Source organism: Bacillus sp. 2175, assembly GCF_057812155.1.
This window is the reverse complement of sequence record NZ_CM173819.1, coordinates 2,946,457-2,958,724: the sequence shown is the minus strand read 5'-3', so window position 1 is coordinate 2,958,724 and position 12,268 is coordinate 2,946,457. Positions and strand designations below refer to the sequence as shown.

12 protein-coding genes and 4 pseudogenes are annotated in these 12,268 nt (G+C 31.0%); 10 read left to right on the top strand and 6 right to left on the bottom strand.

Features of this window, described 5'->3' with window-relative positions; genetic code table 11:
• Positions 1 to 157 precede the first annotated feature (157 nt).
• On the bottom strand, positions 158 to 535 hold the full coding sequence (locus tag ACXKY9_RS15405; protein WP_000560137.1) for a hypothetical protein: 378 nt from the start codon (positions 533 to 535) through the stop codon (positions 158 to 160).
• Positions 536 to 1,131: 596 nt separating this feature from the next.
• Between ACXKY9_RS15405 and ACXKY9_RS15400 the strand changes: the two genes are divergently transcribed.
• From ACXKY9_RS15400 to ACXKY9_RS15385, 4 genes and pseudogenes are all read left to right on the top strand, one after another.
• Positions 1,132 to 1,488: a hypothetical protein gene (locus ACXKY9_RS15400; protein WP_000535577.1), complete on the top strand. Its 357-nt coding sequence runs from the start codon at positions 1,132 to 1,134 to the stop codon at positions 1,486 to 1,488.
• 105 nt (positions 1,489 to 1,593) lie between these two features.
• Positions 1,594 to 2,127 (top strand): GNAT family N-acetyltransferase, encoded by a 534-nt coding sequence (locus ACXKY9_RS15395; protein WP_000990082.1) that lies wholly within the window; start codon positions 1,594 to 1,596, stop codon positions 2,125 to 2,127.
• A 54-nt stretch (positions 2,128 to 2,181) separates the two neighbouring features.
• Entirely contained in the window at positions 2,182 to 2,742 is a 561-nt protein-coding gene (locus ACXKY9_RS15390; RefSeq protein ID WP_000369204.1) for a nucleoside/nucleotide kinase family protein, read from the top strand.
• Positions 2,743 to 2,793: 51 nt separating this feature from the next.
• Positions 2,794 to 3,053, top strand: a pseudogene (locus tag ACXKY9_RS15385) (DinB family protein); the annotation flags it as partial.
• A 255-nt stretch (positions 3,054 to 3,308) separates the two neighbouring features.
• Here the strand turns inward: ACXKY9_RS15385 and ACXKY9_RS15380 are convergent.
• Entirely contained in the window at positions 3,309 to 3,446 is a 138-nt protein-coding gene (locus ACXKY9_RS15380) for a DUF3956 domain-containing protein (protein ID WP_000376554.1), read from the bottom strand.
• A gap of 165 nt (positions 3,447 to 3,611) precedes the next feature.
• On the opposite strand from ACXKY9_RS15380, the pseudogene ACXKY9_RS15375 reads away from it, so the two are divergent.
• Positions 3,612 to 3,770, top strand: a pseudogene (locus ACXKY9_RS15375) (DinB family protein); the annotation flags it as partial.
• 9 nt (positions 3,771 to 3,779) lie between these two features.
• Here the strand turns inward: ACXKY9_RS15375 and ACXKY9_RS15370 are convergent.
• From ACXKY9_RS15370 to ACXKY9_RS15355, 4 genes and pseudogenes are all read right to left on the bottom strand, one after another.
• Positions 3,780 to 4,796: pseudogene (locus ACXKY9_RS15370) on the bottom strand (D-alanyl-D-alanine carboxypeptidase family protein).
• A gap of 175 nt (positions 4,797 to 4,971) precedes the next feature.
• Positions 4,972 to 6,129, bottom strand: coding sequence for a sensor histidine kinase (locus tag ACXKY9_RS15365; RefSeq protein ID WP_001243309.1), 1,158 nt, complete (start codon positions 6,127 to 6,129; stop codon positions 4,972 to 4,974).
• A 144-nt stretch (positions 6,130 to 6,273) separates the two neighbouring features.
• Positions 6,274 to 7,710 carry an IS4-like element IS231C family transposase gene (locus ACXKY9_RS15360; RefSeq protein WP_001053969.1) on the bottom strand — a complete coding sequence of 479 codons (1,437 nt, stop codon included), beginning with the start codon at positions 7,708 to 7,710 and terminating at the stop codon, positions 6,274 to 6,276.
• A gap of 74 nt (positions 7,711 to 7,784) precedes the next feature.
• Entirely contained in the window at positions 7,785 to 8,480 is a 696-nt protein-coding gene (locus tag ACXKY9_RS15355) for a response regulator transcription factor (protein ID WP_001038806.1), read from the bottom strand.
• Positions 8,481 to 8,671: 191 nt separating this feature from the next.
• Here ACXKY9_RS15355 and yqeK point away from each other — a divergent pair, with 191 nt between their 5' ends.
• The 5 genes and pseudogenes from yqeK (at position 8,672) to ACXKY9_RS15330 (ending at position 12,106) form a co-directional block, all read left to right on the top strand.
• Positions 8,672 to 9,280, top strand: a complete 609-nt coding sequence (yqeK, locus tag ACXKY9_RS15350; RefSeq protein WP_000882448.1) for a bis(5'-nucleosyl)-tetraphosphatase (symmetrical) YqeK — start codon at positions 8,672 to 8,674, stop codon at positions 9,278 to 9,280.
• A 13-nt stretch (positions 9,281 to 9,293) separates the two neighbouring features.
• Positions 9,294 to 9,787: pseudogene (locus ACXKY9_RS15345) on the top strand (DUF3885 domain-containing protein).
• Between the two features lie 23 nt (positions 9,788 to 9,810).
• Entirely contained in the window at positions 9,811 to 10,548 is a 738-nt protein-coding gene (locus ACXKY9_RS15340) for a phosphorylase family protein (protein WP_002101023.1), read from the top strand.
• A gap of 143 nt (positions 10,549 to 10,691) precedes the next feature.
• Entirely contained in the window at positions 10,692 to 11,540 is an 849-nt protein-coding gene (locus tag ACXKY9_RS15335) for a GNAT family N-acetyltransferase (RefSeq protein WP_000617069.1), read from the top strand.
• Between the two features lie 191 nt (positions 11,541 to 11,731).
• Complete coding sequence (locus ACXKY9_RS15330) at positions 11,732 to 12,106, top strand: hypothetical protein (RefSeq protein ID WP_001059023.1); 375 nt, start codon at positions 11,732 to 11,734, stop codon at positions 12,104 to 12,106.
• The last annotated feature ends 162 nt before the right edge of the window (positions 12,107 to 12,268 follow it).

Here is a 12,268-nt window from a genome sequence, read left to right as displayed (position 1 = left end):
GTAATGAGGGCATCTAAAGCTTTATACGTACGTGAAGTAATTAAAAATCGATTTATAAGAGTTAGCTTGTTTTTTCTTAATAGCCCACCTAATCAGTAAAGACATATGTCTGTTGAAATCTTTACGTGTTCATTGATAAAAAGCTGATTATATTCAGTCAGCTTTTTGTATAATACATTCTAGTATTTATCGGTTCCAAAAGACATATTCTTTCCTTTAAGTTGGCATCGAAAATATTACCAATTTTTCCTTTTACAATGGCAACAAATAAAGAAACATTTACAACGACACTTATTTCGTTTAGAACTCCAATCATCATCACGATGACACTTTTCTTTAGATTTCCACCAATCATCATTACAATGTTTTTCCTGAGAACTCCAATCGTCATCACAATGACACTTTTCTTTAGATTTCCACCAATCATCATTACAATGCTTTTTCTGAGAACTCCAATTATCATCACAATGATGCTTTTCTTTAGATTTCCACCAATCATCACAACAATGCTTTTTCTGAGAACTCCAGCAATCATTTTTCCAGGACATTTATTTCTACCTCCTTTCAATAGTGTTCATATTATTCTATGTTTTAATAAAAAAATGGCTTGTTTATTAACCTACTATTTTATCTTTATATGATAGAGTGTCTTCTACTCGATATAGAATTCATACAAACTATGCTAATTTTTAAGAGAAAGTGGAGAGAACTACTACTAGTTATGGTATTTTTCAATAAACACTTGTTGAAGAAAATGTTCTAATTACAAATAATATCTTATTTTCGAGTACGCTTTTTAAATGTATATTTCACAATGAAAAATGGGAAATCCACAAATAAAGTCTATGTATATGTGAGTTAATGGGAAAATCTAGTGTGTTTTTAAGGGGCGTCTTATTTAAAAGAAAAAAGGTTTGTTTTAGAAAGTGGTGTCTAAACATTAAATGGAGTAGGACTAAATTCACGGCCGCTCATTAAAAAGCTTTTAATTAGGAGAAGTCTGTTTTTATAATGAATAATGAAAAGAAAGTTTGGTACAATTGTTTGTTTTTTTCTTTTTATGTGTTTGCCTCGTACCCTTTTAAGCTAGTGGACATACTTTACTAATAGAAAGGATTAGGGGGTGAGGTATTGGGTTCTCGATTTAATAATTGTAAAAAGAAGTGTACATGTAAACAAGATGATTGTTGGGAAGTATTCGAAGAGTGTAAAAAAGAACAGCATGAGAAATGTGATAATTCTTGTGTACAAGGAATTAGAGATGAACTTAAGAAATTAATTAATCGAACAGTTCAAATTAATACAGAGGGACGTACTTATGTAGGTACTGTTTCGTCTGTAAGTTGTGATGTAGTTAGGCTTGCGGCTATTCCTGGATCGGTTGGAGTAATTATTTCCATTTGCAAAATTGAAGCAATTTTCCCACCGGTTACAACGGTTACTGCTGACTTTGATTTTAATGGTATTGATGTAGCAAACAAAGCATAATTATGCTGCTTTTTTGTAAAGCCATTCACATGAATGGCTTTATTTTAATTTTATATAAAAGGAGAATATATTCTTTATATAGAAATAAGTTTGAGGTTATAAAGCATGATGTACGAAAGGAGCAAGGAAGTGATTAAACTAGAAAGCTTTAAGAAATCTGATTTTAAACAATTAATAAATTGGATTAATTCCGAAGAATTTCTAATACAATGGTCAGGAAATGCATTCACATTTCCTTTAGACGAACAGCAATTAGAGAAGTATATAGAAAGTGCAAATACACTCGCTTTCAAAGTGGTAGATGAAGAGACTTCAGACGTTATTGGACATATTTCGCTTGGGCAAATAGATAATATTAATAAGTCCGCTAGAATTGGAAAAGTATTAGTTGGTAATACGAAGATGAGAGGACGTTCTATAGGAAAACATATGATGAAAGCAGTACTTCATATTGCTTTTGACGAATTAAAACTACATAGAGTAACTCTTGGTGTGTATGATTTTAATACATCGGCCATTTCATGTTACGAAAAAATAGGGTTTGTAAAAGAAGGCTTATTAAGAGAGTCAAAAAGAGTAGGAGAAACGTATTGGAATTTATGGGAAATGAGTATGTTAGAATATGAATGGAAGAAGTAGCAACGATAGTGATTTATAATTATATTATGTTAACAAAGGGGTTTGGTGAGTATAGTGGATAATAAAACAAAAATAATTTCAATTGCAGCTGTTTCGGGGGGAGGTAAAACTACAATTACAGAAAGATTAAAGCATAAGTTTAAAAACTCAAAAGCTCTATATTTTGATAGTTACACATTTGATAAATCTCCTGCTGATATTTGTAAATGGATTGATGATGGGGCGAATTACGACGAGTGGGTATTAACACCATTAATTCATGATATTGAGCAACTTATACAAAATAATACCTTAGACTATATTATTGTAGATTATCCTTTTGCATACTTAAATAGTGAGATGCAAAAATTCATTGATGTAACTATATTTATTGATACGCCTTTAGATATTGCGATGGCTAGAAGGATTTTGCGAGATTTTAAGGAAGGTACAATAGATGAAATACATAATGATTTGGAACATTACATGACATATGCGAGAAAAGCTTATTTAGAGGCAATTCATACTGTTAAGCCGAATTCAGATATCATATTGGATGGTTCTTTATCTGTAAGTGAAATAATTAATCACGCTGTAGAGGAACTTGGCCGAAGAGAAGTGATTGTCAATGGTTAAATGTATAACAGATGCTGTTAGGTGGATAATTGAAGTAAGGGAGAGATAAATGTGTACACTTTATTTCAATATAATTGGCAAGTAAGAGATGATTGGTTTAAGTGGTGTGAACAACTTTCAGAGGAAGATTTACTTTGCAAACTGGGGGCATGTTAGAAACATTATTTCATATTGTAGATGTAGAGTATAGTTGGATTAGTGCTCTTCAAGGATAAGAAGATAGAGAACAGCAATTTAAAGATTATCAATCGATTCAAAAAGTGAAAGCGTTATTTAATTTATATAAACGAGAACTTGAAGTTTTTTTGCAGTCATAATTATCTAGCCTAGAATGCTAGCACACTTAAAATAAGCCGTATAAAAAGTTAATCATTGTGTGCTTTGATTATATAATGTCGGCGAAATAAATAGTGTGAAGGACAGCTATCTTAACAAGTGTTTCATGTAACGTTCATATACTTTAATTTTTATAATTAATTAAATTTGAATTTTGTTTGTTGTTAAGAAAAGGTGAGAAGAAAATAAAAAAAGAGGGCTAATGCCCTCTTTTTCTTTTAATTTGGTAATTAATCACAGATTGGTATCCCAAGCACTCTTAGAGCTAATGCTACTTGAAGGGAAATCTCTAATCTAGCAATTTCAATACCAGCTACTGAAAGAACTAGAAAAGGTTGTCCGTTTACAAATACAACGCAACTATCCATAGTTAAACCTCCTTTCTAGTAATTTACTATAGTATATGAGTAGAACTTTAAAATGTAATAGTTCAATTGTTGGATTTAATAGAATTAATAGATTAACCCATTTAAACTAAACAAACGAACACAACGAAAGGAAACAGAGATGGATGTATGCCTCAAAAAACATAGGTTTTAAGACATGTAATGGGATATGAAATTCATCATATTGGTCAGCTGTCTGTATGGGCGAGGAAGTTAAACTTGCAACCAGTTTCAGCAAATTTGAAGAGGATGATAGAATTAAAAACCGACTTGCATCTTAAGCGCAAGTCGGTTTTATATATATAAGAAGATTTCTTAATTGAAATCCTCGGATTTTTTCTGACGTATATGTAAAAACATTAAGGTGGTAATGATTAAAAAAATCATTATAGTTTGTATAATTAAATTTTAAAACTGAAGCAATATTGTCCAAGATGTAAGGGCGTCTTTAAAAGCTTGGAGTGCAGAGTACGAGGAAGGATCAAAACCATACTGTAGCAACTTTTTTGTTTCAATAAATGAAATGTTTTCTTCATCTGCATCTAATATTACTGAAATTAGTCTAGTATCTCCAAGTTTTGCTGTACTGACAAAACTATAATTACCGTTAGTTGAAAAACTAGTTTGTAAGCCATCAACACCTTGAAGTTTAATGTTTTCATTAAGGGAATATATCATTTTATTCGTATTGAAAACCTGGGAATCTTTGAAGGTAAATTGGTAAGAGGTTAGTTTCGTAATATTCAATACATCTGGAAAATCTTTTACTAATTTTGCTGCTAGTTTAGCTGCGTCTATCGCTGTTGTAGTTGATTGTTTATCTGTATCATTATTAATTCCAGTAGAGTTTAGAAATGGAGATGGTTGTAATAACTTTAGTTCTTTTGCTTTTTTATTCATTAATACTGTAAAGTTATCTTCATTTCCAGCAATGTGTTCTGCTAGAGCGAGTGCAGAACGATTATTCCCTGCCAGTAGCAATGCATGAAGTAAATCACGAACCGTTGTTTTATCATTCGATGTTACTTGTATAGGGCTTGTTTCTACTCGGAAAACTTCGTTACTTATTTGTACTAAGTCATCTAACTGTATCTTTCTATCATTTAGTTGCTCCAATACGATATATTCTGTCATTAATTTAGATAAAGCAGCTGATTGTACTGGAGTTTCTTCATTTTTTTTATAAACAATTTCACCTGAATTAGCATTTATTAAAATAGCTGATTTAGCTTGAATAATCGGACCATTTACATAAAGGTAAAAATATAAAACGATAAGTGCAGTAATGAAAAAAGATAATAATAAAATAGCGAATTTTTTTAAGAATTGCATAAGCGATCCTCCTATTATGACATCAATACTAGTATTGTAAAAAGGAATGCTTAATTAGGAAGAAAGAAAAGGTAAAGAATTTCTAAAGAATTATAAAGGATTATTAAATTTTGGGCATTAATGGAAAAAGTTCAATTTCTTATATGATAAGAAATTGAACTTTTTATTTATAATATTAACATTTGTATGGGAGTAGTTTTACAGTGAATGTTGTTTTTTCATCATCACTATATACTTCAATTGTTCCTTTATGCAATTCGACTATACTTTTTGCAATAGCTAATCCAAGTCCAGATCCACCAGTGTTTGTAGAGCGAGATTTCTCAACGCGATAAAAACGTTCAAAAATATGAGGTAAATCCGTACTAGGAATAGGTTGTCCGTAATTTGTTATATCAATTGTAATCATATTATTGCTTTCATAAGCAGTAAGGTCAATATAGCGACCTTCGCTTCCATAAGCGATAGCGTTTATAATAAGATTTTCAAACACACGCACTAATTTTTCACCATCAGCTAATACCATGAGCTTTTGAGATGGGAAAGAAGGTCGACATTCTATATTTGCTTCTTGAAATTGTATACGGAATTGAACAGTTAATTGTCCAAGTAACTCTACTATGTCAATAGGAACAGAATACAAGCTTAACTCTTTATTTTGAACACGTGTATATTCGAACAAGTCATTCATTAATGCATTAAGACGAGTTACTTTATCGTAAATGACTTGAATATAGTATCGCAATTCTACTTCATCTCTATAATTATCATGATGGATTAAATTTACGTATCCAACTATAGAAGTAAGGGGAGTGCGTAAGTCATGTGATACATTTGTAATAAGTTCACTTTTTGCTTGTTCCGCTTGTCTTTCTTCATCAATGGAGACTTTTAATTGTTCAACAATTTCATTGACCCCGATTGCTAATTCTTCTAGATAATTATGATTTACAATAGAAACTTTATGATTGAAGTTTCCATTTGCAATATAACGAATTTCTTCTATCATTTTTTTAATACAAGTTTCATAGTAAAGTTTTTTCTCGTGGCGATAAAAAATGTAAAGATAGGATGAAAAAATAGAAAATAAAAACAAATAAGATACAATCATCATCCATAACGATTCTTTAATCCCTTTATACTTTTCATAACCAAAAATTCGAATGAATTCTTTACCGAGTTCAGTTAGAGTAAGTGAACTCTCAATTACACTCGTAACGAGGCGATAAATAATTAATTCAGTAATAGGCGTGAGTGTGATAGCTAATAAGAGCCAAAAAATAAGTTTCCATTTAGGGATATCTTTTAATATATCAAATGCTTCATTTCTCAATTTTATAGCCAACTCCCCATGCCCATCAACTTAAGGATAGAAACTCTACGGTTTTCCATTAATTGAAATGAACAAACTTTTAAACAGTATAATCCTCTTAAAAATGAGCATACGAAATAAACCCTAACGGGTTTCATTTTTTTCTTATGCAGCTTTCTTTTGTTTTCTCAATCCATTATACTCATAGACAACACCCATAATATCAAAGATAGTTTTCTTCTCATATCGATGGGATTTCCGGCCATTTTTCTTTAGTAGGGTAAACAGGCGGATTAAAACCTTTGTTATTATACGGGTGTTTCTCTGTATCGCTTGATATAACAGGGATAGATGATCTTGAATCATCCCAATTGCTTTATATTCGCTTAGTTCTCTTTTGTGCTTTTGCAACAGAAGTTGGCGCATCTTAAACATCGTGGAAGAACATATAAAAATGGCAATGAGTTTTCCATACACATGGCATTCTAATCGCTCTTGTTTGATAGTTTGCCAATGATGAATTTGAAATAGAGATTTCCACGTTTTAAATATGATTTCGATCTGCCAGCGGAGGGAGTAAAAATCATGGATTTGTTCCATCGGAACCACTTCCCAAGGCGTATTCGTAACATATATGTTGATACCCGTTAATCGTTTACTCTTTTCTGAAAATGTAATCCCCTTTTTACTTTCGGTATAGCTTTGTTTTTTTCTACGTTCCAGTATTTGTTCCTCTGTTAATCGGTAGATAATTACTCTTGTAAATAATCTTTGATTCTTGCCAATATACGACTCTTTTATTTCATACGTTTGTCCTGGTTTTAACGTGTGCATAATGTTCTCTAAATCAACTTGGATATACTGTGACTGTTTTTTGATTGTCCCATTTCGAAAGTATTCTGGAAATGGATTTTTCGTATAGACGGTATGGTTTAACTTAAGTCTTGATATATAGCACACGCCACGTTGATCCATTTGATCTAAGTCTTCCAATGAAAAATATCCTAAATCACGAATACACAGATCACCCGGCCGTAAGGTATCTAAGCAATCTGTTCCAAATGTTTTATCATTATTTTTTCCAGGACCTACCTGGAAGTTTAAAAACTGTCCGCTGTGTAAGTCATATTCTAATTGAATCTTGATACCTGCAGTTTGTGCACAACCACCTGACCCAGGATATACATGTGCTAAATGTTTCGGTACTTGGAAAATCGTCGCATCTAAAATACGGATTCGTTGAAAATACGTGAGTGCTGCACTTGAAATGGCTGATGTTTTACAAAGTTTACTTTTCCATAATGCAGAAAAAATATATTTCAAAAATTCAACCGCTTTTTTATCAAAGCGTTTATTGAGTCCTTCTGGACTCATAAGAGTGCCTGTGGCGGCGTGTAATTGACTGCATAGTCGAACGAGAGAATCACTCGCTGTACGTTGACTGACCCAGATACATATGGTAGCTAATTCATTTCCTGAAAACTTTCGTTTTCTTTTTACAAAACCTAATTCTTTAGCGAGTTCTTCCAAAAGAGAAGGGGTTAAATGACGATACAGCTCTTCAGAAAATAGTTGTAATTCATCTTGAATTGAAAGATTCATAAAAAATGTCATCCTTTCTAGCTAGCTTTTTAGAAAGAATAACGTTTTTTGACACTTGGGGGTAGTGCAAATTCTTAAGTTGATGGGCATGAGCCAACTCCCCAAACAGTGTGAATAAATTTTTCTCCATTTATTACTGTTTCAAGTTTATCCCGTAAGTTGCTAATATGGACCATTACAGTCTTATTTGAACCGTAACCATCTTCATTCCAAACGCGTTCAAAAATTTCTTCTGAACTAAATACTCTTCCTGTATTACTTGCAAGCAAATATAAAATATCGAATTCAATAGAGGTTAGTTTAATATACTCTCCATTTACTTTAACAGTATGATTATGTTTGTGTATTTCAACAGAGCGAATACGAATAATACCATCTTCATTCTTTTGCGAAGTAGCGTTTTGGAAAGATGATCTTCGTAATAAAGCTTTCACTCTTGCTACTAATTCTAATGGATTGAATGGCTTGATCATATAATCATCGGCACCTGTCATAAGACCTAATATTTTATCCATATCTTCTGCTTTTGCACTAAGCATTAGAATTGGTACAGTATTATTTTCACGCACTTCCTGACAAACTTCTAATCCGTTTCGCTTTGGCATCATAATATCCAAAATCATAAGGTCAACTTCATATGTAGAAACCTTTTGCAATGCTTCATCGCCATCATAAGCTTTATAAATGTTATAGCCTTCATTTCGCAAATAAACAGCAAGTAATTCAACAATTTCTTTATCATCATCAATAATTAATATGTTTTTATTCATTGTGTAGTTCCTTTCCTTACAAATCATCAACATTACTATAATATCAAACATTTATGTACTTGTAGCGATGATTCTGTATAAAATTTCATGTAACGTATTAAAAAGGAGTAAAAAGATTAATAACGAATATAAAATAACAAGGATATTTAGATTCTACATTATAATGAAAGGTAGTTATAAGGGGATTTTCTATGTTATGTAATGATATATATTCATTTACTCAAACTGGAAAAATAGAAAATGATATTAAAGCTTTTCTACTAAAATATAATAAAGAGTTTACATATAAACATTCAATTCGTGTAGCAAATGAGGCAAAAAAGATTGCAGAAAAGTTTCACGTAGATAAAGAAAAAGCAGCACTTGCAGGATATTTACATGATATTAGTGGCATTTTTCCGAACGAGGAGCGGATTGCAGTTGCTGAAGAATTTGGGATAGAAATAGTGGAAGCAGAAAGAAAGTTTCCTATGATTATTCATCAAAAACTATCGAGAGTAATCGCAAAAGAAATATTTAAAGTAGAAGATGAAGAAATTTTAAATGCAATTTGTTGCCATACAACGTTGCGTAAACATGCAACGAAGATGGATTTAGTATTATTTGTTGCAGATAAAATAGAATGGGATCAAAACGGGACACCACCATATTTAATAGAAATAAAAAAAGGATTGGCAAAATTTTTGGAAAAAGCAGCTTTTGTATATATTTCATATTTGTGGGAAAGGAAAGATACATTTAAAGTTATACATCCGTGGCTAGAAGAAGCATACTGGGATTTAAAAGGAATTGTACAGTAGAAAGGACAAGGAAATGCAATTAAAAGAATATATGAATCAAACATTTCCAGGAGTTACATTAGTACCCTACTTATATTCTTAGTGACAAATGTTTATAGATTTAAAAAGGAAAATATAAAAACTCCACAGAAAATAAATGTATACAATAAATATATTAAGAAAAGAGATTTAAGATTTCATATAAGATAAGAAACGTTACCGTTTTTATTTGAAGATGAAGAAGCAGATTTATATTGTACATATCATTTTTCTTTAAAATGCCTTGCGGAACATATTAAATATGAATCGCTTATACAAGTTGCTAATCATGAGGATTTCTTTGATTTATATCCTCGATTTGGACGAAAAAAAGAAATTTCTTATCCAAATGTATTTCTCATAAATGCAACGAAAGATATTGTCATGTTTATGTATGATGATAGAGGATGTGAAGTAATTGCGAAGAATAAAGAAATAATACGAGATTTATATAAGAAATACAAAGAATGGATTCCAGATTATGAATGAGAAAGTATAGATAACTCATTTAAATGACAATAGGGGAAGTGAAGCGTGTAATGAAACGTATTGCAATTGTATCTGCATGGGAACCAGAACTGACGTATTTGCATCAACATTATCCAAGTGAACGTGTTGAAAAAAGAGCAGCTTGGGAATTTCATTTTCATACTATTAATGAGCTGGAAATTATATCAGTTGTTACTGGTGTCGGTAAAGTAAGCTGCGCTAGTTGTGTACAATTGTTAATTAGTGAGTTTCAGCCAGATGAGTTGTTTATGACAGGAATATGCGGAAGTTTATCAAACAAGGTGCAAAACGGTCATATTGTAGTGGCACTAAGCGCAATACAACACGATGTTACTGCTGCTGGTTCAGGGGAAGATGTTTTTAATTTATATAACGGTAGAACAGCACCTATTGAAACAACAAAATCACTTGTAAGAAGAATAAAAAAAATACGATCGTATGATCCGATACATTTCGGCACATTTTTATCAGGAGATCAACGTATTCGTAGTTCGGAAATGAGATATTTACTCCATACCGTATATGGAGCATTGGCAGTTGATCAAGAAGTAGCAGCTTTCGCCTATGTGTGTCAAATAAATAAAAAACCATTTCTCTGTTTAAAAGCTGCTTCAGATCAGGCTAATGATAAAACGAAAGAAGAACAAAAAATCTTTAAAATGCTAGCATGCGAAAGAGCATGTGAGCATTTAATTGCTTTTTTGCGTGTTTATGAGATTAATGTAGTAAATAATAGATAGTTTGTTATAAAACAAATTAAAAGTGAGTTATATGTAGGGAAATGTCCGTTCATTTCAAATTAAGAGCTGAAATTTATAATAGATGGAATATATTATATGGGTACACGTTGAGGTTAATACAAGCAATTGGAGGGCAATTTTATATGATTCAATATAAAAGGTGTAGTGAAGTAAATATTGATTTAGTATATGAAGCTTTTAAAGATGGATTTTCCGATTATATTATTAAGATGGAAGTTTCAAAAGGGGATTTTATACACCGTTTTTTGGGACCAGAAGGTAATTTGCTAGAACATTCTTTTCTTGCTTTAGAAGAAGGCAAATCTGTTGGCGTAATACTAGGTGGCATAAAGGATTATGAAAGTATAAAGACTATGCGCTGCGGAACATTAGCGGTTCATCCTAATTACCGCGGTATTGGTGTGAGTCAAAAATTATTTGAACTGCATAAAGAAGAGGCGATTCAACATGGATGTAAGCAACTTTTTCTCGAAGTCATTGTAGGAAACGACCGAGCGATTCATTTTTATAATAAGTTGGGCTATGAAAAAGTGTACGATCTTTCTTATTATAATTTAAATGATTTGACTAAAATAAAGAATAAAGTTTGTAAGGATATTGAAGTAAAACAATTAGAATTTCCAACTTTTAAAGATGAAATTCAGAAATGGTTAAACTTCCATATAAATTGGCAAAATGATATTGATTATATCAAAAAAACAAATAATGTATTTTATGGTGCATATGTTGATAATGACTTAAAAGGCTCTCTATGCGTAACTGAACAAGGTAAAATTAGTTTTATTTTCGTAGACAAAGGTTATAGAAATATTGGTGTTGGGATGAAATTATTACAAGTAGCAAGAGAAGAATTAAATTTATCAAGTTTATCAATTGGGTTTCCTAACAATAATTTATTAGAGGGTTTTTTTAAGAAATGTGGATTTGAAAAGAATTCTTTAGCGCAATATGAAATGTATTTATTACTCTAAGAGCGGAAAGATTTATTCTTTTCGTTTTTTATTTTGCTGTTATGTTGGTAAATGCTCCGCAATTATAATTTATAATGAGAGGGATTTTGTTTATCCTTAAGTTATTTTTTTAATTGTCAATTTCTTGCTAATAATTTTCTTTGTATAATATTCTAATTTTATGTAGAATAGATACGATGGGAGGGGATGAAATGAATAATGGATTAAAGTTTAAGATTTTTGAATTGCATTGTCTCGTTCAAAAGACTTATTCTGATATTAAAATAGCATGTGATATTGCTATTTATCAAGAAAACACTTCTAAATATTTAATTTCATTAGGATTTTTAAATAAATCATATATGACTTATATAGAAGCAAAAAGATTCTATCGCGAAAATGAAGAGCTTGTAAGTGTAGAATTTGATAATTTTTTTGATATGTATGATAAATTAGAAAATGAATTAAAACAAGTTATTTCAACTGAAGATAAAAATCCTTCATCGCTTCATAACAGATTTGATCAGTTTCAGCAGAAAGTTGAAAATATAAATGACCTAATAAAAGTATTGCAAAATGCTCGTTAATGAATGCTTTTTTCTTTTTTGTATAGAAATTATGTATTAAAAACATTTTAGGGATATTATATATTGAAGAGGTGGCTTTTGTAGATTACAAAAGTCATCTTTTTATGTTAGGAATAGATTGTATACATTTTAGCAGTTTCATATAAATAATAGAAATTTATA

Excerpts from the sequence above, each read along its gene's own strand:
- ACXKY9_RS15355 (WP_001038806.1), bottom strand. The coding sequence starts at position 8,480 with ATGAATAAAAACATATTAATTATTGATGATGATAAAGAAATTGTTGAA.
- ACXKY9_RS15395 (WP_000990082.1), top strand. The coding sequence starts at position 1,594 with ATGATGTACGAAAGGAGCAAGGAAGTGATTAAACTAGAAAGCTTTAAG.
- ACXKY9_RS15405 (WP_000560137.1), bottom strand. The coding sequence starts at position 535 with ATGATTGCTGGAGTTCTCAGAAAAAGCATTGTTGTGATGATTGGTGGA.
- ACXKY9_RS15330 (WP_001059023.1), top strand. The coding sequence starts at position 11,732 with ATGAATAATGGATTAAAGTTTAAGATTTTTGAATTGCATTGTCTCGTT.
- ACXKY9_RS15380 (WP_000376554.1), bottom strand. The coding sequence starts at position 3,446 with ATGGATAGTTGCGTTGTATTTGTAAACGGACAACCTTTTCTAGTTCTT.
- ACXKY9_RS15340 (WP_002101023.1), top strand. The coding sequence starts at position 9,811 with ATGACAATAGGGGAAGTGAAGCGTGTAATGAAACGTATTGCAATTGTA.
- ACXKY9_RS15335 (WP_000617069.1), top strand. The coding sequence starts at position 10,692 with ATGATTCAATATAAAAGGTGTAGTGAAGTAAATATTGATTTAGTATAT.
- ACXKY9_RS15360 (WP_001053969.1), bottom strand. The coding sequence starts at position 7,710 with ATGAATCTTTCAATTCAAGATGAATTACAACTATTTTCTGAAGAGCTG.
- yqeK (WP_000882448.1), top strand. The coding sequence starts at position 8,672 with ATGTTATGTAATGATATATATTCATTTACTCAAACTGGAAAAATAGAA.